This is a genomic window from Curtobacterium sp. MCBD17_040 (genome assembly GCF_003234805.2).
In the GTDB taxonomy this organism is placed as follows: Bacteria; Actinomycetota; Actinomycetes; order Actinomycetales; family Microbacteriaceae; genus Curtobacterium.
The window spans coordinates 3,136,209-3,154,372 of the sequence record NZ_CP126273.1 but is presented as its reverse complement, the minus strand read 5'-3'; the positions used below and the strand labels follow the sequence as shown (position 1 = coordinate 3,154,372).

Below are 18,164 nucleotides of genomic sequence, written 5' to 3'. Positions count from 1 at the left end.
CCGGCTGGGATGATCGGGGCATGCCCGAGCACCGCACCCGGCCGCCCCGACACGAGGACGTCGCCCCCGTCGAGCTCGAGCCCGGCGGGGGCGACGTCCTGCTCCCCGGCGATCTCCTCGAGGGGCGGGACATCCGTGACCTCGACGTCGTGGACCGTGCACTGACCGGACTCGTCGTCGAGGAGTGTCGCATCGGCACGCTGCGAGCCGGCGACGCGGACCTCGGCATGCTGCGTGTCCGGGACACCGTGGTGGACGTGCTCGACGCGCCCGTGTTCCGCACGCCACGGTCCACCTGGCGGTCCGTCGTGATCCGGTCCGGCCGGATCGGGTCGGCCGAGTGGTACGACTCGACGTTCGACGACGTCCGCGTCATCGGCGCCAAGCTCGGGTTCGTCAACCTGCGTGCCGCGACCCTCCGTGACGTCACGTTCGAGGACTGCACGATCGAGGAACTCGACCTCGGCGGCGTCGTGGCCGACCGCGTCGCGTTCCCGGGCTGTCGGATCCACGAGCTCTCCGCAGCGGGGTCCCGCCTCCGGGACGTCGACCTCCGAGGCGCCGACGTCGCGGTCGTCGCGGATGCGGCGGCGCTCCGCGGTGCGACCGTGTCCGAGGTTCAGTCCGCGTTGCTGGCGACCTCGTTCGCTCGCGCCCTCGGGGTCGTCGTGGACTGACCCGAGCGCCCCTGCCCGCTGCCCACGTGCTCGTACCGGCTGGCGACGCGGTCCGCGCCGGTGAGCCCGGCCTCCCGGATCGCGCTGGCGGAACGACCCGCTGCCCGCAGGAGCGCGTCGGCCGACGCGCCCATCGTCGCGAAGCGGTCCAGGGTCCCGACGGCCGCGCTCGCGGCGAAACCCTCGTGGTCGCCGAGGGCAGTCGTGACCTCGCGCACGCCCGCGAACTGCGCGACGAGCATGCGGGCCTCGAACGGCACGTCGATGCACGCCGGGAGCTGCCCGAGGGCGATCGCGCGGGTCAGGGCGTTCCGGCAGCGCCCGACCCAGCCGAGGTAGGGCGGGGGCATCCGTGTCGGGATGAGCGGCGCCTCACGTTGCAGGCGCATGGCCGCCCGCGCGATCACGTTCGACTCCTCCTGGATCGCGACGTGGACCGTCGACCGCGCCAGTTCGTCGAGGGGTGCGTCGAGGTCGACCGGGGCCGCGGCGAACACGCCGTTCTCGTACGCGATCGCGAACAGGTCGTCGACCAGGTCGGTCTTCGACGCGAAGTGGTAGCTCACGAGGCTCTTCGCGACGTCGGCGCGGGCGGCGACGGATGCGTACGAGGTGGCCTCGTACCCCCGTTCCTCGAACTCGGCGGCCGCCGCGAGCAGGATCGTCCACCGGGTGCGGCGTCGCTGGTCCTCGCGGATGCCCATGGGCAGAACGGTAGCGCGGCGACGGCTGCCGCGGCAGGGTCCCCCGAACTGGGTGGGCGCTCGGACGGGATCATCCCCACGGAGGATTGCCCTGGACGACCGTCCTGTGGAATCCTTCCAGGACACGCAGCGGCTCGACCCGAGAGCTGCGGGACCGCGTGGACGTACCAGTGGGGGGACGTCCACGGCGGTCGTGGTGCCCCGCCCCGCGCGCGCCGTCCGAGTGTTCGGTACGCGCGGGGACGGGTGTCGAGCGCGCCGGGTGAACCGTGGGGTGACGCCCCCGTCCTCGGGACGCGCGATCCGTGGCGGAGCCGCGCCGGGCCTCCCGGTCGTCACGGAGCATCGCTGCCGTGCGTCGTGCTGTGGATCCCTCCGGGCACGTCGGCACCGCGCCGTTCCGTCCGGACATCGAGGGGTTCCGGGGCATCGCGGTCGCACTCGTCGTCGCGGCCCACGTGCTGGGTCGACCGGTCGGCGGGTTCGTCGGGGTCGACGTGTTCTTCGTCGTCTCCGGGTTCGTCATCACGACGGGGTTGCTCCGGGAGGCCCGTGCGACCGGCACGGTCGACCTCGCCGCGTTCGCGCTCCGGCGGGCACGGCGCGTGCTGCCGGCCGCGGCGCTCACCGTGCTCGTCACGGTCGCCCTGGCCTGGGCCGTCGACCACCTGGCGCGGGCGAGCGCGGTCACGTGGGACGGCGTCGCCTCGATGCTCATGGTCCAGAACTGGCATCTCATCCGCGCCGCCACGGACTACTTCGGGGACAGCGGGGCGGCCTCGCCGCTGCAGCACTTCTGGTCTCTCGCGGTCGAGGAGCAGTTCTACGTGTTCTGGCCGTGGGTCGTCGTCGGCGCGGTCGCCCTCGGACGCCGCCGGTCCCGGCGTGCCGGTGTCCTCGCCGATCGCGGCACCAGCGAGCGGATCGTCGACCGAGTGCTGTCGATCGCACTCGGGGTGGGCTGCGCCGTGTCGTTCGCGATCGCCTGCTGGGAGACCCGGGCGAAGCCCGACTGGTCGTACTTCTCGTTCGAGTCACGCGCCTGGGAACTCGGTGTGGGAGCCGCCGCGGCGGTGGCCGAGCCACGCGTCGCCGCTCGGCTCCGTGTCGGCGCGGCGAGCGTGGTGACCGCGGCGGGGCTGGCCGCCGTGCTCCTGGCCGGGGCCGTCGACACCCCCAGCATGCCGTTCCCCGGACCGGCCGCCGCGCTCCCGGTCCTCGGCGCCGCGGGGGTGGTCCTCTGCGGCGCGACCGCAGCGCCGCGGGTGCTCGCGGCGCTCACCAACCCGGTCAGCCGAGCGGTCGGCCGTTGGTCCTACGCGCTCTACCTCTGGCACCTGCCGGTGTGGTCGTTCCTGCACGCCGTCGCACCACGCAGCCGAGCCGTCGTGCCCACGGTCGCCCTCGGGATCACCCTGGTGCTCGCCGTCCTCACCGTCCGGTTCGTCGAGCGGCCCTTCCGGTACGGGCGCACACGCCCCGGCCCCCGTCCCGGCACGCCCGGGAGGCCCGTGCGCGCCCAGTCGGGTCGGCTGCGGACCACCCGTGGCACGCTCGTCGTCGCACTCGCCTCCGCGCTCGTGCTCGCGCTGTCGGCCGCGCAGTTCGTCGCGCCGGGGCGCCTGACGGGCGTGGACGACCTGCCGGACCCGGGCCCGCAGCACGTGGCGTCCTTCCGATCCGCGACCGCGCTACAGCGGGCGGTGCGCGCGGCGGTCGACGACGGCGCGTGGGGCGCGACCGTCCCCGACCTGGACCAGGTGAGTGCGGCGGCCGCGGCGGCTCGACGGCTGCAGGCCGACGGATGTCTCAACGACCCCGTGGGGACGACGCCGAGCACGCTGACCGCTGCGGCGACCCGCTGCACGTTCTCCGACGGTCGCGCTGCGCGGACCCTGGTGGTGGTCGGCGACTCGATCGCCATCAGCTGGCTGCCGGGCATCGTCGACGCCGTCCGCGGTCGGGGCTGGCGTGTCGTCGGGATCGGCCTGGAGAGCTGCCCGGCATCGATCGTGACGACCACCGACGCGGGCCGCCGCCCCGCCTTCGCGACCTCGTGCGACGCCGCCCGGGAGGCCGCGCTCGCCGAGGTCCATCGGCTCCGGCCCGACCTGGTGGTCGCGTCCTCCGCCGCCGGCGGGTACGACCGGCAGCCGGCCGCCGCCCGGGGTCGTGTGTGGAGCGACGGCACGCGCCGCCTCGCCCGGCGCCTGACGGGCGACGGCGCCCGCGTCGTCCTGCTCGGGTCGCCACCGGAGGGGACGCCCGTCAGCGCCTGCGCGGTCCGGGTCGCCGGCCCGGGGACCTGCCTGTCGACGCCACCGGCGACGTGGGCACCGAAGCGAGCGGCCGAGCGGCGCGCGCTGGCGGACGTGCCGCGGGCCTCCTTCGTGGACACCGCCTCGTGGTTCTGCGATCGTGCGATGCGCTGCCCGGCGGCCGTCGGCGGGATCGTCGTGCGCGCCGACGGCGGGCACCTGACCGTGGCCTACTCCGTCGCCCTGGCTCGCGTGCTCCGTGCTGCGCTGATGCAGCAGAGCCGATGACGCCCGGACCGGCGGGGCGGTCAGGGAGCAGGGATACCGTCACGTGGAGCGGCATGAAAGCCTTTCACGTCCAGCGCTGCCGAAGGGTGACGTTCTCACCCACGGCCGGAGGTCGGCATGGCACGTCTCCCGTTCAGCACGAATCCCTCGCACGTCCTCGATCGGTCCGAGACCAGGAGCGGCGCGGCGACGGACGGGCGAGCGCGATGAAGCACCTCGTCCGCGGGCCGGTGTTCATCCTCGTGGCCGACGCCGTTGCTCGCACCGTGTGCGACTACGCCGATGCACTCGCTCGGAACGCCCGCACCGATCGCGTCGACGTCCCCACGTTCGACCGATGCGGCTGTGGGACGACCACGAGCGTGCACGTGGCGTCTGGCCGTCCGCTGCTCGTCCTCGACGCGGACGACGACGAACTCGGCGACGACCTCGACAACCCCTTCGCGGCAGACACGAGAGCGTTCGTCGCGGACATCACCGCCAGGACCGCAGCCCTGGCGGGCGGAGGGACGAGTTCACGCTGACCTGACCGTCGGGGGCGGGACCACGACGGCGAGGAGCGTGTCGGAGGGACGTCATGCTGCCGTCCGGCCGCGCGTCGGTCTCACCGTGGCCAGGCGCCCGGCCAGGTACATCAGGGCGCTGATGGCGGTGACGAAGAACCCGACGGGCCAATCGGTCACGTACGCGAGCGAGATCGCTCCCCACACCGCCGCGACCGCGAGCGCGGCCGACAGCGGGATCGCGGTCGCCGGCCGTCTGGTGACGAAGCGCGCGGCTGCGGGCGGTCCGACGAGGAGCGCGAACATCAGGAGCGCCCCGACGATGGGCACGCTCATCGTGGTCGCGCAGGCGAGGATGAGGCCGAACAGGATCGACATCGCCTGCGGTGAGACGCCGCGCGACGGCGCGGTGTCCGGCAGTGTCGATGCGAGGAGCAACGGCCGGTAGACGACGCCCAGGGTGATGAGGCAGACCGCCCCGAGGATGATCATGGGCGTGATCTCGAGGCTCGAGACACCGAGGATCTGGCCGAACAGGAGCGCGAACACCTCGGCGGAGTACTCGGTGGATCGGCTGAGGAACAGCGCTCCGAGGCCGAGCATCGAGACGAGGGTGAGCGCGGTGACCACGTCACTGCGAGCGCGCCGCCCGAGCGCCGAGATCATGAACGCGCCGCCGGCTGCGAACACGCCGAGTCCGATCAGTGGGTCGACGCCGATGAGCACGGCTCCTGCCGCTCCTGCGAATGCACCGTGGGGTACGGCGTGGGCGAGGAACGAGTTTCCTCGGAGGACGACGAAGAAGCCGACGATCCCGGCGATGAGGGCGACGATCGTCCCGGCGAGCCAGGCGTTGAGCATGAACGGTGCGAACATCAGGGCAGCACCTCCTCGGTGTCCTGCGCGCGGGACGAGCCGCGAACTGACCCGACGCGCGCCGGTTTCCACATCCGATGACGTCGCACTGCCACTCCGACGCGGATCGCGAGGTAGACGACGAGGATGATGGCGACGATGCAGAAGCTGACGGGCCAGTTGCCGTCGTGGCCCGCCCAGGAGTAGCTCTCGAAGGAGACGAAGCACCCCGCCCAGGTGCTGAGGACCGCGAGAGCGGCCGACACGAGGACCGCGGTCCCGAAGCGTCGGGTCAGCAGCAGCGCCGTCGCGGCGGGACCGATGAGGAGCGCGGTCGACAGAATGGCGCCGATCGTCAGTGACGACAGCTCCACCGCGAGGGCGAGCGCGACGAGGAACACGATGCCGGTGATGCGAACGGGGACACCGCGTGCTGCTGCCAGGCCGTGATCGAGCGATTCCATGAGCAGCCACCGGTACGTCGCCGCGACGAGGGCGAGGGCGACGACGCTGAGTCCGACCACGAGCGGGATGACGTCATGAGCGATGACGAAGAGGGATCCGAACAGCACGGACACGGCTGCGTTGCTCGAGCCGCCGATGGTGGTGCTCCAGTACAGGAACAGTGCCGTCAGACCGAGTCCGAAGCCGAAGACGATGCCGGTCGAGACGTCGCGACCCTGCAGACGACGGACGCCGATGAGCTCCATGAGCAGTGCTGCGAGGACGCCGGCACCGATGAACCCCCACACCTGGCTGATGCCGATGAGGAACGCTCCGGATCCGCCGACGGCTCCGAGGTCGGCGAGCGCGTGTCCCGCGAACGACTGGCCGCGCACGATCGTGAACACGCCGACGATCCCGGTGACCAGGGCGACGAAACCACCGACCACCAGTGCGGTGTGGATGGTGGGGCTGCCGAGGAATCCGCCGATCACCGAGGCGGGGGTCATGCGGGGGTTCCGTTCGGTCTCGACACCGACTCGAGGCCAGGGGACGCGAGGTCAGATGCGAGATCCCGGTCGTCCGCGAGCACCATCACCCGGCCTTCGGCCTCGATCACCCGGATCGGCCGACCGTACAGGCGCGAGAGGACGTCGCTCCGGACGACGGATCCGGGGTCGCCGGTGACGGCGCGGCCGTTCGCCAGGTACACCACGCGGTCCATCACCGGCATGAGGACGTTGATGTCGTGCGCGGTCATCACGATCGCGACGTCGCGATCACGGCGGAGCGTGTCCAGGAGACGGACGATGTCGTGGGCGCTGGCCGGATCGAGGTTCGCCAGGGGTTCGTCGAGGAGCAGCAGCGCCGGCTCGCTGATGAGTGCGTGCGCGAGGAGCACGCGCTGCTGCTGGCCTCCGGAGAGCTGTCCGATCCGCTGGTCGGCGAACGCGGCTGCGCCGACGGCGTGGAGGACCACGGTCACGCGTTCCTGCACCGCGCGACGACGGATCGGGAGGCCCAACCGCCCGCCGTCGAGACCGAGTGCGACGACGTCGCGTGCCCTGAGAGGCGTGTCGGGGTCGAGCGCGACCTTCTGGGGGAGGTACCCGATGCCGTGCGTGCTCGCCTTGCGTTCGGGTCGGCGCACGGCACCGTGGGTGGGTCGGAGGATGCCGAGCAGGACGCGCAGCAGCGTGGTCTTCCCCGCGCCGTTCGCGCCGATGAGTCCGACGAACTCACCGGGCTGCACGTCGAGGTCGACCCCGTCGAGGACGAGGGCCCCCGACATCACGACGCGGACGTCCCGGGCGGAGAGGACCCCGCCCGGGACGTCGCTGTCGGTCCGACCGGTCACAGCTTCTCGGTGGACGTGCCGTTGGTGAGCGCCTTCTGCAGCGCGGTCAACTCGGCTTCCATCCACTTCTGGTAGTGGTAGCCCGTCGGCATCGTCTCGTACACGCCGACGACGGGGATCCCGTTGTCGTGAGCGAGGGACAGGTAGTGCGAGGTGATCGAGTCGGTGACCTGCTGGTTGTAGAGGAACGCCTTGACGTGCTTGCCGGTGAACAGCGCGTCCTGCGCCGCCGAGTTCTGTGGGCTCGGGTCGGTGTCGTTCATGATCGCTGCCTGCAGGGACCAGGGTGTCTCGACGTCGACTCCGGCGGCCTGCAGCGCGTAGTCCGCGACGGGCTCCGTCACGGCGACGGGTGCGTTGGCGTGGGTCTGCTTGAACGACGCGAGCTGGTTCGTCCACGTCTCGAGCGACCGGTTGAACGTCGTCAGGTTGTCCTGGAAGTACTGCTTGTGCGAGGGCTGCAGCGCTCCGAGGTCGGCGGCGATGCGCTTGGCGACCGCCGGCATCGTCTTCGGGTCGTACCAGAGGTGCGGATTCCGCGTGCTGTCGGGAAGGCCGAGCACGTCCTGCGCGACGATGACCTTCCGGCTCGAGTTCGGCGACGCCTTGGCGAGCTTGGTCATGAAGTCGTCGTACCCGAGCCCGTTCTGGACGAGGATCTGGGCCGAGCTGAGCTCCTTCGCCACGCTCGCGCTGGCCTCGAAGGTGTGCGGGTCGGTGTTCGGGTTGCTCATGATCGCCTTGGCCGAGACGTACTTGCCCCCGATCTGTGCGGCGACGTCCGAGTACTCGTTCTCCGCGCCGACGACGACGATCTTGCCGTCGCTCCCCCCGCTCGCCGACTGCGAGCACCCGGTGAGAGCACCGGTCACGGCCAGGGCCGCGACGCCGAGCGCCGCCAATCTCTTGATGCGCACTGACATCCATCCAATCCAGGGACCGCGTCCCACCCGCGCGCTCTGTTGAGAACGCTTATCGATAGGTGCAGACTACGGCACGTTGGAGCGTGTTGGTAACGGGAGTCGTTCCCGATTGTTCCACGGACGGATGGTGTCGGTTGGTGTCGACGGAGTGGGCCGGGGATCGACCGCGCGGCCACCGGTATCGCGCGAGCGTCCTCGCCGCACTGGTCGAACATGGTGCGCCGGCGTCGGCACAGTCCGTGTTCGCGCGGATCCGTGCGCGTGGGGTACGGATCGGACTCTCGACGGTCTACCGGGAGCTCCACGCCCTGGCGCGTGAGCGAGCGCTGACCGAGGCGTACGTCGGCGGCGAGGTCCTGTACCGGCTCCCCGACCGGGACCTCCTGGTGTGCGACACGTGCGGGCGCACGAGCGAGGTCGCGGACCCACGACAGCACCCCGGACCATGCCTCGCGTTCTTCGAGGAGAATGCTGCGCTGACCATCCACGGGAGGTGCAGCGCCTGCTCGGTGCGCGGTTGAGCGAGACGTGGGTCGGCCCGAGGCGCCCTACGCTCCGACGCCGCGTGCGCGGCAGTCGTCGCACACCCCGAAGATGTCGACCACGTGGCGCACGCGGGAGAACCCGTGCTCAGCGGCGACCGTGTCGACCCAGTCCTCGATCGGTGCTTCGATCTCGACGGTGCGACCGCAGCTGACGCAGTACAGGTGATGGTGGTGGGCATCGCCGCAGAACCGGTACAGCTGGACGCCGGGCTCGGCCTGGAGGACGTCCGCCTCGCCGTTCACCGCCATGTCGCTGAGGTTGCGGTACACCGTGGCGAGGCCGACCGAGCTGCCGTCTGCGCGGAGGACCTCGTGCAGGTCCTGCGCGCTGATGAAGGACCGCACGCCTCGCAGCGCGTCGCGGATCGCCGTCTTCTGGGCGGTCTGCCGCTGGGGTTTCTTCCCCACGGGTGCTTCGGTCATGGACGCCTCTCGGGTCTCGGACGCTCGGTGGTGCTGAGGAGGCAGGGTCGCACGTGCAGCTGAACGGGCACTCACGCCGCGGCTTCGCCGACGTGCGTGAGCGCATCGCTGACGATGTGCGCGACGTGCTCGTCCCGGAATGAGTACACGGCGTTCCGCCCGATGCGCTCGACCTCCACGAGCCCGGCGAGTCGCAGGGTGCGGAGGTGCTGCGAGACCAGCGGTTGCGACAGCTCGGTCTGCGCAGCGAGCGACGACACGTCGCAGGGCGCCTCGATGAGGGCGACCAGCACCCGGAGGCGGGCCGGCGAGGAGAGGGCCTTGAAGAGTTCCGCCGCGATGCTCACTCGATGATCGGTCACCTGGCGATGTAAGCAGATGTGCATACCGACGGGCAACGCCCGGGGGTCCGGCGGGTTGGCCCTACCCCCGGGCGGAGGGTCTCAGTGCTCGTCGTAGTGGTCGCCGTGCTCGGCGTGCTTGTGGCCTTCGTGTACGTAGTCCACGTGGTCCTCGTGCCGCACTGCCTCGTGACCGCAGCCGTCCTCGTGGTGGTGCTCGGTGACGGTGTGCTCGGCGACGGTTTCCTGCTCGGTCATGGTGGTGCTCCTTCGATCAGTCGGTTGACGTGACCCCGACACTAGAGCAAGCATGCACGAGTAGCAATACGTGCACGGAAGATGATCAGGTCGCACTCACCCCTGGCGCCCCTTCCCGCGCGGGTTGAGCTTGTTGATGACGAACGTGCGACCTCGGCGGCGTACGACCTGCGCGCCCGGGAGCTGCTTCAGCGCCTTGAGTGAGTTCCTGACCTTCATGATCCTCCTACTGAGAACGTTTCTCACTAGAGTAGGGGCAATGGAGCCACGGAACGAACTCGGGTCTGCACATCCGGACGGCGCCGTCCTCCGGGTGACCTTGGTCAGCGGCCTGCGCGCCGCTGACCGACGACAGGTCAGCCGGCGACTGAGCGGAGCACCGCGCCGAGCACCGGTCGAGGTCGACGACGGTACCGAGGACAGCGGCGAGTTCGCCTTGGTCCTGGCCGACCGGATCCTGGAGTCGGCCCGAGCCGGTGCCACCGGTCGCTCCATCGTCGAGCTGGAGGAGGCCGCGGACGTGATGGAGATCGGGTTCGTGCTGGAGACCGAGTTCGAGAGCCGACGGGCGGAAGGGACCCCCGTGGAGCTACACGACCTGATGACGGTCGTGGCGGTGCAGGACATCGAGCGGTGGCTCCTGTCGCTCGCACCGTCCCCGCTGGACGACTACGTCACTGCGGAACGACTGGCCTCGCAGATCGAGTTCGCGACGGTGATCGTCCTCAGCGATGCGGACGACATCGGCCCCGCGTCCCTCCGCAGCGCCCTCGGCGTCCTCGAACAGCTCAACCCCGGTGCGGCCGTGGTCCGGAGCCCGAGCGCGATGTCCTCCCGACGGACGGGGGCGAGCGGGCGGTGGTGTGCTCGTCGACTCGGGGAACGGATGGGCTGGATGCACGCCCTCGCCGACCCGGCCACGCAGCCGGGACCCCGGTACGGCGTCGAGGCGATCGTGTTCCGTGATCCGCGCCCCTTCCACCCCGGACGGCTCTTCGACGCCGTCGACAAGCAGTTGACGCCCGGACGAGTCGGCCGGATCGCTCGATCGCGGGGCTTGGTCCAACTCGCGACCCGCGCCGACCAGATCGGGTCGTGGCGGAGCGCCGGCGACACCGTCGCGCTCGATCCGACCGGAATGTCCACCTGGGCACGGAATGCTCCTGCCGGACAGGAGCTGGTCCTCTTCGGGGAGGACCTCGATCGCCACCGGATCATCAGCACCCTCGACCGCAGCTTGGTCACGGACGCGGAACTCCTCGCGGGGCCGATGGAGTGGGCGACATACGACGACCCCTTCCCGGCATGGCCCACGGAACACCACCACTAGGGGGTCGTATGGCGCGCAGCGGAACCCGGTTCGGGGCGGTGATCACGCGGATGTTCGGCGGCCGCGTGCCGGGTCCGCCGCTGCCGGTACCTCCTCGTCCGGCCGGACTCGACGGTCCGCGACGGACGCCGGAGCATCACGGGAGCGCTCCGTCGACGACGCATCGGGTGCGGCTCGTCGTCGTGTCGAGCGAGCGACGACTCATCGAGGCCGAGAGCGCCGACGCCCGGGGCGCACTGTTGAGCGCGCTGGGACAAGTGCCCCTCGGGTTCTCGGTGGCCTCGGTCGAGGTCATCGAGGCCGCTGACGGGGTCGACGCGACGTGAGCCCCGACCGTCACCCGGCGTCGGCGCCGGAGGGGAGCGCGGCACACCAGTCGAGGGTCACGCCGTCGAGGCTCGCCTCGAGGGCGCCGGACGTGGCGTCGACGACGCTCACCAACGACGAGTCGGCCGTCCGCGTGGTGATCGCGAGGAACTGACCGTTCGGTGAGGGACAGACCGCGGTGACGCTGGCGTCGGACGGGATGTGGACCTGCAGGTCCGAGACGCGCTCCCCGTGGACGCGGACGAGTCGGGCGGCGATGGTCCCGTCCGCGCGGACGTCGCCGACGAGGCGGACGTAGGAGGAGCCCGTGAGCGCGACGATCCGCCCCAGGTACTGCGCCCTGGTGCTCGCGGCCGGTGCCGTGAGCGCGGCCCGGTCGCCGTCGGTCAGGTCGAGCCGGACGATGGCGTCCCCGGCCTCCACGACGGCGGTCGTGCCGGCTCCCACGAAGCCGTGGACGTACGTCGCGGACCCGAGCCGAGCCGCGTCGGTCCGTCCGCTCATGTCCACGAGCACGAGGCCGTCATCGGTCGTCCTGACGAGCGCGCTCTCGGTCCGCGGGACGTACGCCCACTGGCGCACCGTCATCGGGGTGGCACCCGTGGTGGGCCTCCCGTCCGCCGCGATCGCGGTCGGCATGTGCGTGCCGGTGAGGTCGACGTCGTAGAGCCCGACGTCCTGCGAGCGACCCGTCGTCGTGTCGGCGTACACGAAGCCGAACGACGCGCCGTCGTCGGCGGCGTGGAGCGCCGACGCGTGCCCCCGTGCGCTGGGCATGGTGATGTGCTCGACCGGGACGGCCGGGTCCTGCCGCCCGTCGGCGAGCGGCACGATGTCGATGCTCGAGGTGCCGTCGGCCGTGTCGCTGAGCACGACGAGGGACCGGGCGAGGCGTGCGAACCCGGTGATGCCGGTGCCCTGGAACACGGTGTCCGTGCCCCCGGTGGCGAGGCCACGGCTGACGATGCGATCGTGTGCACCGTTCGTGCCCGGGACGAGCGCGAGGACGTCGGTGGTGCCCGTGTGGATGGTCGTGCGCAGGTCGGACGTCGCGGCTTGCCCCGGCACCCGGACGTGCCGCACGACGACCGCGTAGGTGCGGTCGTACGCCAACGGGCCGTCGAACTGCACCGCGACCGTGTTCCCGCTCGAGGTCACCGTGTGCGCTGCGGCGGGGGACACGACGACGTCGGAGGGGGCGACCCGCTGCAGTGCCTGGTTCGCGGTGAGGATCAGGCGCTGCGCGGGACGGGAGACGAGGTCGGTCGCCGAGTACGACACGGAGCGGAGGCGCGGGCCCTGATGCGAGCCGACGATCGCCGCCAGGGCTCCGATCAGCGCGAGCACCGCGACGACCGCGACGAATCGGCGTCGGAGGGGGCGGCCGGGGGCAGGAGTACCGCGGACGTCAGTACTCATACGGATCCGATGGTCGCTGCACCTGCTCGACCGTGGCGGCGCGGATCACCAGCGGGACGTCGGACCCGGCGTCCGGGTTCGCCGCGAGCGCGCCGGACACCGTCACCCACTGGTTCGCCGCCGGCACGGATCCGTCCGTGACCACGCCCACGCCGACGGGCTGGGCGTCGACGGCACAACAGCTGATCACGAACCGGGTCAGCGTGAAGCCGCCGTCCGTGTCGGGCACGACGAACCCCGTGAGGCGGAGGCGCTTCCCGACGAGGGCGCTCGTGTCCGTCGTCTGACGGATGAGCGCGGCCCAGTCCTTCACGCCGTACTCCGACGTGTCGACGGAGCCGCTGCCGAGCAACGCGACGGCGCCGCCGGAGCCCGTGGCGGTCGAGAGGCTGCCCGAGTCGACGCTGCGCTGCTGGGCCGTCCGCGCCGACAGCGTCGTCGGCGGGAGCACGAACATCGCCGTGCTGATGCCGACCGTGACGACCACTGCGACGGCGACCGCCACGACGCGCAGGGACAGTGCAGCACCCCGCCCGCTGCTGCCGTCGGGCACGACCGTCACGTCGTCGCCGTGCCCATGCCCCCGTTCGAGGTGTGGGTGCGCTGTCTGCCATGCGACCGCCGACAGACCGGCCGCGGCGGCGACGACCGCGATGGCGGCGAGCGCCATCGTGAACACCCCGTACCGCGGATTGATGTAGAGGTCGAGATGACCGGCCGCTCCGAGCCAGAGTGTGGCGACGGCGAGCGCGAGCACCGAGCCGAGCCCGAACAGCACCCGTCGACGTTCAGACGAGGACATCCATCACCAATCCCACCGATGCGGCGAACAGCACGCAGATGACGGCGAGTGCGCCGATGAACCGGGTGCGGAAGGTGGTGCGGAGCAGCGCGATCATCTTGACGTCGATGATCGGCCCGATGAGCAGGAACGCCGTGATCGACCCGGGCAGGAACGTCGAGGCGAACGAGAGCGCGAAGAAGGCGTCGACGTTCGAGCAGAGCGACACCGTCATCGCCAACAGCATCATCGCCAGGACCGACAGCACCGGGTCGCTGCCGATCGCGATGAGCGTGCTCCGGGGCACCGCGACCTGGATCGCGGCGGCGACCGCTGCCCCGACGAACAGCGCGGGCATCATCGTCGCCGTCTCGCCGCCGAAGTGCGATGCGCTCTCCGCCCACCGGCTCCCACGCGCCTGCCCGCCGGCCTCCACACGGCACCGGGCCTCGAACGCGGGCACCAGGAGCTCGGAGGGTCGGCGGTGCGCTGCGACGACCCACCCGACGACGTTCGCCACGACGAAGCCGCCGATGATCCGGACGGGCAGGATCCATCCCGACCACCCGAACGCCTGCGCCGTGCTGACGATGACGAGCGGGTTGAGGATCGGCGCCGCGACGAGGAACGTCGTCGCCTCCGCTGGCGAGAACCCGCGCAGCATCAACCCTCGCGCCAGCGGGACGTTCCCGCACTCGCACACCGGGAAGAGCATGCCGATCAGGGAGATCACCGCCCGACGCGGGACCGGGCGTGCCGGCAGGACCCGTTCCAGCACGCCGTGCGGCACCCACACCTCGACGACGATGGACAGGAGGATCCCCAGCACCACGAACGGCAGCGACTCGACCACGACGCTGATCGCGAGCGTCAGGAAGTCCTGCAGCTCGTCGGGCAGCCCGGCCGTGCTGTCGCCGGTGGTGACCACCCGCGCGGCGAGGAGCGCACTGACGAGCACGAGCACGAGCGCGGGGCCCGAGCCGGCCCGGGACCGGGACCGCGACCGGGGGACGCGGACGGGGGAACTCGTCACCGGGTCAGGATAGGCAGGCGGGCCATCCCGGCTCGGCAGAACCGCGGGCGGGCCGGGCTCCGGCCGGCCCGGTGCTACCGCGACGTGGCCGGGTCGTGGTCGACGATCCGGTCGAGCCACTCGGCGAGCACGCCCCGTTCGGCCGACGAGAGTGCGCCGAGCTCGTCGATGGAGGCACGGAGGGTGATGGCGGCGGTCCGGACACCGGACGTGCCTCGGGGACCCTCGTCAGCCGGCTCCGGAGCCAGGACCTGCGTCATGACGGCGTCGAAGACGAAGTCGGCCAACCGCGGGTCGCGCTCGTCCGCCGGCTCGTCCAGGATGGCGAGCACGGCGCCCAAGCCGGCCGCGTGCATGAGCCGGACCGCGTCCCGCTCGCGCACCGCGAGCCTCCCGGCCGCGGCGACCCGACGGAGGCGCTCCTCGAGCAGCCGGATCCCGGCGGCGACCGCGGGGGAGTCCCGCCCTCGACGCGGGTCGCTCATGATCACGAACAGATCCGGGTTGGCGAGTCCGAACGCGATGGTCATCGCCCACCCCGCGCGGAGGTCCGCGACGGGGTCGACACCGGTGACCGCGTCGACGGCTGCGGCCTTCGTCGCGCTGAACGTGGTCATCGCGTGCTCGGCGACCGCGTCGAGCAACCCGTCCTTGTCGCCGAAGAGCCGGTAGATCGTCGGAGCCTGGACGCCAGCTCGCTCGGCCACCGCTCTCGTGGTGACAGCGACGGCGCCTTCGTCGTGCAGGAGCTCGGCGGCTGCGGTCACGATGCGCATCCGCACGTCGAGGCGGGGCTCGGGGGCGTCGTCCACGTATCGACGATAACGCGCCGTTGCTTCCGACGTGATCCTGTTGCTACGGTGGTGGTGTTTCCAATGATACGGACACAACGTTTCCATCGATACGAGAGGGATCCACCATGATCACCATCACCGGGGCGACCGGCGCCCTGAACGGCGCGACCGTCGACCACCTGCTCCAGCACCTCCCCGCGTCGGAACTGACCGTCGTCACGCGCGACCCGGCGAGGGCCGCACGCTTCGCCGAGCGCGGCGTGACGGTCCGCCAGGGCGACTACGACGATCCGGCGGGGCTGCCGGCGGCCTTCGCCGGCGCGGACCACTTGCTCCTGGTCTCGTCGAACGACCCGGCGGGCGACACGATCAGCCAACACCGGAACGCCGTGGAGGCAGCGATCACCGCCGGGGTCGGGCACGTGCTCTACACCAGCCATCAGGGTGCCGGAGCAGCGTCGCCGTTCGTGCCGGCGCGACACCACGCTGCGACCGAGGACATGCTCGCGTCGTCCGGGCTGCCCTGGACGTCGCTCCGGAACGGCTTCTACGCCCACAGCCTGCAGTGGCTCCTGGGACCGTGGCAGCGGACCGGCGTGGTGTCGATCCCGGCCGACGGTCCGGTGTCGTGGACCGCGCGCGAGGACGCGGCCGAGGCGGCCGCAGCGATCCTGCTGCTCGACGAACCCGTCGAGGGCCCCGTGACCATCACCGCTCCGGAGGCGCCGACGTTCGCCGACCTCACCCGGACCGCCTCGGACCTCGTCGGGAACGAGGTCCGGTTCGAGGTCGTCGATGACGACGTCTGGGTCGAGCGGGCCGTGGCCGGTGGACAGCAGGAGCCGATGGTGCGGTTCCTGCTCGGCATGTACCTGGCGGCGGAACAGGGGTGGTTCGCGGGGACGGACCCGATGCTCGGGGAGCTCCTGGGCCGCGCGCCGAGGTCCGCGCAGGACGTGCTCCGGGAGGTCGTCGCGGCGAACGGCTGACGCTCGTCACCGCGGCCGGCTGACGTCGGGCCGGCTCGCCCGACCGGGGTGTCGGTCGGCGCGCGCGGCCGCGTTCTCCTCATCATGTCCCTGCCGGCCGTTCCTCGCCAGACGCATCTTCGGCCGACTTGTGAGCCATTCTCGCCGGTGCCAGGTTCGTGCGCATGGACGACAACACCATCACCGCAACGACCTCCGGGTCGCTCAGCCGACGCGCACTCATCCTCGGGGCGGGCGGTCTCTCCCTCGCCACCGTGGCGGCCTTCGCCGGACCCGCTCAGCGGGCCTCCGCGGCCGCTCCCACCACCCCTGCCGACGTCATCACCCTCGCCAAGAGCTACGAGGGCAACACCCTCGCGCAGATGAACGCGATCTGGACATCGAAGTACGACACGAGCGCGGACTGGTGTGCCACGTTCGTCAGCTGGTGCCTCCGCGGGACCGACACCGGGTTCAGCCGCAGCTCCGAGGCGTTCTACGACCTCTGCACCCCCGTCTCCGCCGCGAACGTCCGCCAGGGGGACATCATCTGGTACTACGGAGTCGGTCACATCGGACTGGTCCGCTCCCACAGCGACGGACACATCCGCACCGTCGAGGGGAACGCCGGCACGGGCACCGCTTCCACCAACCACGTGAAGCTGTACGAGGACCCGTGGGACAGCACCGGCAAGTACAAGTTCGCTCGGCCGAAGTACTGATCCCGCTCGCACCGGGCCTCGTCGCCGCTCGGTGCGCGAGGACGGGAGGGCCCAGGACGGACGCCATCCGTCCGGGCAGGCCATGATCGGGACCATGTCCGACATCGACGTCACCAAGCACGCGCTCGTCGTCCGCGGCGGCTGGCCCGGCCACCATCCCGTCGCGGCGACGGACGCGTTCCTCCCGTTCCTCCGCGACACGGGGTACGAGGTGCGGATCGAGGACGACCCGGAGGTCTACGCCGACGAGTCCGTGATGACTGCGGTCGACCTCGTCCTGCAGTGCGTGTCGATGGGCACCGCGAGTGACGCGGCCGTCCGGGGCCTCGCCGCCGCCGTCGAGCGGGGCACGGGATTGGCGGGCTGGCACGGCGGCGTCGTGGACTCCTTCCGGGCGAGCGCCGACTACCTGCACCTCGTCGGCGGGCAGTTCGCCACGCACCCGGGCAAACCGGTCGCTGATCGGCGGGACGACGGCGCCGACTTCTTCATCGAGCACCAGATCGTCATCGCGCCGGATCGCCGGGACCACCCGATCGTCGCCGGGCTCGACGACTTCACGCTGACCACCGAGCAGTACTGGGTGCTGACCGATGGCTCCTCGGACGTGCTCGCCACGACGACCCTGGCGGCCCGGCCGGGCGACCCGTGGCACCGACCGGTGACGTGTCCCGCGGTGTGGACCCGCGAGTGGGGCGCCGGACGGGTGTTCGTCGCGACACCGGGCCACGACCCCGAGGTCCTCGCGCACCCCAGCGTCCGGACCATCGTCGAGCGCGGCATCCGGTGGGCGAGCCGGTGACGAACGGGCGGCGGCAGGGAGCGGTCAGGCCCCGTCCTCGTCCCGCGGCGTGACCTCGGCATGGTCGTCCGCCCGGCTCTCCTGCTTGAGGATCCGCAGCGACGCGCCGAGGCCCTTCGCGAGCGCAGGCAGCCGGGTGGCGCCGAACAGCAGGACCACCACGCCGACGATGATGAGCAGGTGGAGTCCCGTGAGGCCCATGAACACAGGCGTTCCCTTCCGGTCAGCGGACGCGGCGGTCGCGCCGGGTCCTGCACGACGGTAGGTCCGCCCTGGGGCCGCACCTGGCGTTCCGCCGGGGGTCCGGGCGTCAGCAGCAGGCGATCACCCGCCCGGTCACCGCCGTCGGCAGCCGCCCGCTCGGCCGTCTCACCCGCCACGCGCGGCTCGCGCCCGGGGAATGCACCGACGG

The 18,164-nt window shown here is 71.6% G+C and carries 23 protein-coding genes; 9 read left to right on the top strand and 14 right to left on the bottom strand.

The features are described 5' to 3' along the window. Window positions 1–20: 20 nt before the first annotated feature. A complete protein-coding gene (locus DEI94_RS14825; protein ID WP_111025824.1) occupies window positions 21–677 on the top strand; it encodes a pentapeptide repeat-containing protein in 657 nt (218 codons plus the stop codon). Here the strand turns inward: DEI94_RS14825 and DEI94_RS14820 are convergent. Continuing rightward, window positions 620–1,381 (bottom strand): TetR family transcriptional regulator, encoded by a 762-nt coding sequence (locus DEI94_RS14820; protein WP_111025822.1) that lies wholly within the window; start codon window positions 1,379–1,381, stop codon window positions 620–622. The genes DEI94_RS14825 and DEI94_RS14820 overlap by 58 nt on opposite strands. A 353-nt stretch (window positions 1,382–1,734) precedes the next feature. On the opposite strand from DEI94_RS14820, the gene DEI94_RS14815 reads away from it, so the two are divergent. Together DEI94_RS14815 and DEI94_RS14810 are read left to right on the top strand one after the other, a co-directional pair. Further along, window positions 1,735–3,927, top strand: a complete 2,193-nt coding sequence (locus tag DEI94_RS14815) for an acyltransferase family protein (RefSeq protein ID WP_181441720.1) — start codon at window positions 1,735–1,737, stop codon at window positions 3,925–3,927. 206 nt (window positions 3,928–4,133) lie between these two features. After that, window positions 4,134–4,451, top strand: coding sequence for a hypothetical protein (locus tag DEI94_RS14810; RefSeq protein WP_111025819.1), 318 nt, complete (start codon window positions 4,134–4,136; stop codon window positions 4,449–4,451). A 51-nt stretch (window positions 4,452–4,502) separates the two neighbouring features. Here the strand turns inward: DEI94_RS14810 and DEI94_RS14805 are convergent, their stop codons facing one another. From DEI94_RS14805 to DEI94_RS14790, 4 genes are read right to left on the bottom strand one after another with little or no spacing between them, the layout of a single operon-like run. Continuing rightward, window positions 4,503–5,306, bottom strand: a complete 804-nt coding sequence (locus DEI94_RS14805; protein ID WP_111025817.1) for a metal ABC transporter permease — start codon at window positions 5,304–5,306, stop codon at window positions 4,503–4,505. After that, on the bottom strand, window positions 5,306–6,238 hold the full coding sequence (locus DEI94_RS14800; protein ID WP_111025815.1) for a metal ABC transporter permease: 933 nt from the start codon (window positions 6,236–6,238) through the stop codon (window positions 5,306–5,308). Before DEI94_RS14800 ends, DEI94_RS14805 begins: the two co-directional genes overlap by 1 nt. Then, window positions 6,235–7,086: a metal ABC transporter ATP-binding protein gene (locus tag DEI94_RS14795; RefSeq protein WP_220038767.1), complete on the bottom strand. Its 852-nt coding sequence runs from the start codon at window positions 7,084–7,086 to the stop codon at window positions 6,235–6,237. The genes DEI94_RS14800 and DEI94_RS14795 overlap by 4 nt, the downstream gene beginning before the upstream one ends. Next, the gene (locus tag DEI94_RS14790; RefSeq protein ID WP_220038766.1) at window positions 7,083–8,009 is read right to left on the bottom strand and encodes a metal ABC transporter solute-binding protein, Zn/Mn family; all 927 of its coding nucleotides are present in this window, start codon (window positions 8,007–8,009) and stop codon (window positions 7,083–7,085) included. The genes DEI94_RS14795 and DEI94_RS14790 overlap by 4 nt, the downstream gene beginning before the upstream one ends. A 59-nt stretch (window positions 8,010–8,068) precedes the next feature. On the opposite strand from DEI94_RS14790, the gene DEI94_RS14785 reads away from it, so the two are divergent. Then, complete coding sequence (locus tag DEI94_RS14785) at window positions 8,069–8,530, top strand: Fur family transcriptional regulator (RefSeq protein ID WP_111025811.1); 462 nt, start codon at window positions 8,069–8,071, stop codon at window positions 8,528–8,530. Window positions 8,531–8,557: 27 nt separating this feature from the next. On the opposite strand, the gene DEI94_RS14780 is transcribed toward DEI94_RS14785, so the two are convergent. From DEI94_RS14780 to ykgO, 4 genes are all read right to left on the bottom strand, one after another. Then, on the bottom strand, window positions 8,558–8,977 hold the full coding sequence (locus DEI94_RS14780; RefSeq protein WP_111010623.1) for a Fur family transcriptional regulator: 420 nt from the start codon (window positions 8,975–8,977) through the stop codon (window positions 8,558–8,560). A gap of 71 nt (window positions 8,978–9,048) precedes the next feature. Further along, entirely contained in the window at window positions 9,049–9,339 is a 291-nt protein-coding gene (locus DEI94_RS14775) for an ArsR/SmtB family transcription factor (RefSeq protein WP_258377945.1), read from the bottom strand. Window positions 9,340–9,420: 81 nt separating this feature from the next. Next, a complete protein-coding gene (locus tag DEI94_RS14770; protein ID WP_111010625.1) occupies window positions 9,421–9,576 on the bottom strand; it encodes a zinc transporter permease in 156 nt (51 codons plus the stop codon). 96 nt (window positions 9,577–9,672) lie between these two features. Beyond that, complete coding sequence (ykgO, locus tag DEI94_RS14765; RefSeq protein ID WP_111025807.1) at window positions 9,673–9,795, bottom strand: type B 50S ribosomal protein L36; 123 nt, start codon at window positions 9,793–9,795, stop codon at window positions 9,673–9,675. Window positions 9,796–9,835: 40 nt separating this feature from the next. Between ykgO and DEI94_RS14760 the strand changes: the two genes are divergently transcribed. Then, window positions 9,836–10,906, top strand: a complete 1,071-nt coding sequence (locus DEI94_RS14760) for a GTP-binding protein (RefSeq protein ID WP_181441718.1) — start codon at window positions 9,836–9,838, stop codon at window positions 10,904–10,906. A gap of 8 nt (window positions 10,907–10,914) precedes the next feature. Continuing rightward, window positions 10,915–11,232, top strand: a complete 318-nt coding sequence (locus DEI94_RS14755; protein ID WP_111010627.1) for a hypothetical protein — start codon at window positions 10,915–10,917, stop codon at window positions 11,230–11,232. Window positions 11,233–11,242: 10 nt separating this feature from the next. Here the strand turns inward: DEI94_RS14755 and DEI94_RS14750 are convergent, their stop codons facing one another. The 4 genes from DEI94_RS14750 to DEI94_RS14735 all read right to left on the bottom strand — a co-directional run bounded on the left by DEI94_RS14750 (window position 11,243) and on the right by DEI94_RS14735 (window position 15,278). Beyond that, window positions 11,243–12,652 (bottom strand): hypothetical protein, encoded by a 1,410-nt coding sequence (locus DEI94_RS14750; protein ID WP_146249417.1) that lies wholly within the window; start codon window positions 12,650–12,652, stop codon window positions 11,243–11,245. After that, complete coding sequence (locus tag DEI94_RS14745) at window positions 12,642–13,454, bottom strand: TIGR03943 family putative permease subunit (RefSeq protein ID WP_111025801.1); 813 nt, start codon at window positions 13,452–13,454, stop codon at window positions 12,642–12,644. Before DEI94_RS14745 ends, DEI94_RS14750 begins: the two co-directional genes overlap by 11 nt. Continuing rightward, complete coding sequence (locus tag DEI94_RS14740; RefSeq protein ID WP_111025799.1) at window positions 13,441–14,466, bottom strand: permease; 1,026 nt, start codon at window positions 14,464–14,466, stop codon at window positions 13,441–13,443. Before DEI94_RS14740 ends, DEI94_RS14745 begins: the two co-directional genes overlap by 14 nt. A 74-nt stretch (window positions 14,467–14,540) precedes the next feature. Next, window positions 14,541–15,278: a TetR/AcrR family transcriptional regulator gene (locus DEI94_RS14735; RefSeq protein ID WP_258377944.1), complete on the bottom strand. Its 738-nt coding sequence runs from the start codon at window positions 15,276–15,278 to the stop codon at window positions 14,541–14,543. A 107-nt stretch (window positions 15,279–15,385) separates the two neighbouring features. Here DEI94_RS14735 and DEI94_RS14730 point away from each other — a divergent pair, with 107 nt between their 5' ends. The 3 genes from DEI94_RS14730 (at window position 15,386) to DEI94_RS14720 (ending at window position 17,752) form a co-directional block, all read left to right on the top strand. Then, entirely contained in the window at window positions 15,386–16,249 is an 864-nt protein-coding gene (locus tag DEI94_RS14730) for an NmrA family NAD(P)-binding protein (protein WP_111025796.1), read from the top strand. 164 nt (window positions 16,250–16,413) lie between these two features. Then, window positions 16,414–16,950, top strand: coding sequence for a CHAP domain-containing protein (locus DEI94_RS14725; protein ID WP_111010633.1), 537 nt, complete (start codon window positions 16,414–16,416; stop codon window positions 16,948–16,950). 94 nt (window positions 16,951–17,044) lie between these two features. Then, on the top strand, window positions 17,045–17,752 hold the full coding sequence (locus DEI94_RS14720; RefSeq protein WP_111025922.1) for a ThuA domain-containing protein: 708 nt from the start codon (window positions 17,045–17,047) through the stop codon (window positions 17,750–17,752). A gap of 24 nt (window positions 17,753–17,776) precedes the next feature. Here DEI94_RS14720 and DEI94_RS14715 read toward each other — a convergent pair whose 3' ends face one another. Beyond that, window positions 17,777–17,953, bottom strand: coding sequence for a twin-arginine translocase TatA/TatE family subunit (locus DEI94_RS14715; protein ID WP_258368642.1), 177 nt, complete (start codon window positions 17,951–17,953; stop codon window positions 17,777–17,779). Window positions 17,954–18,164: the final 211 nt, after the last annotated feature.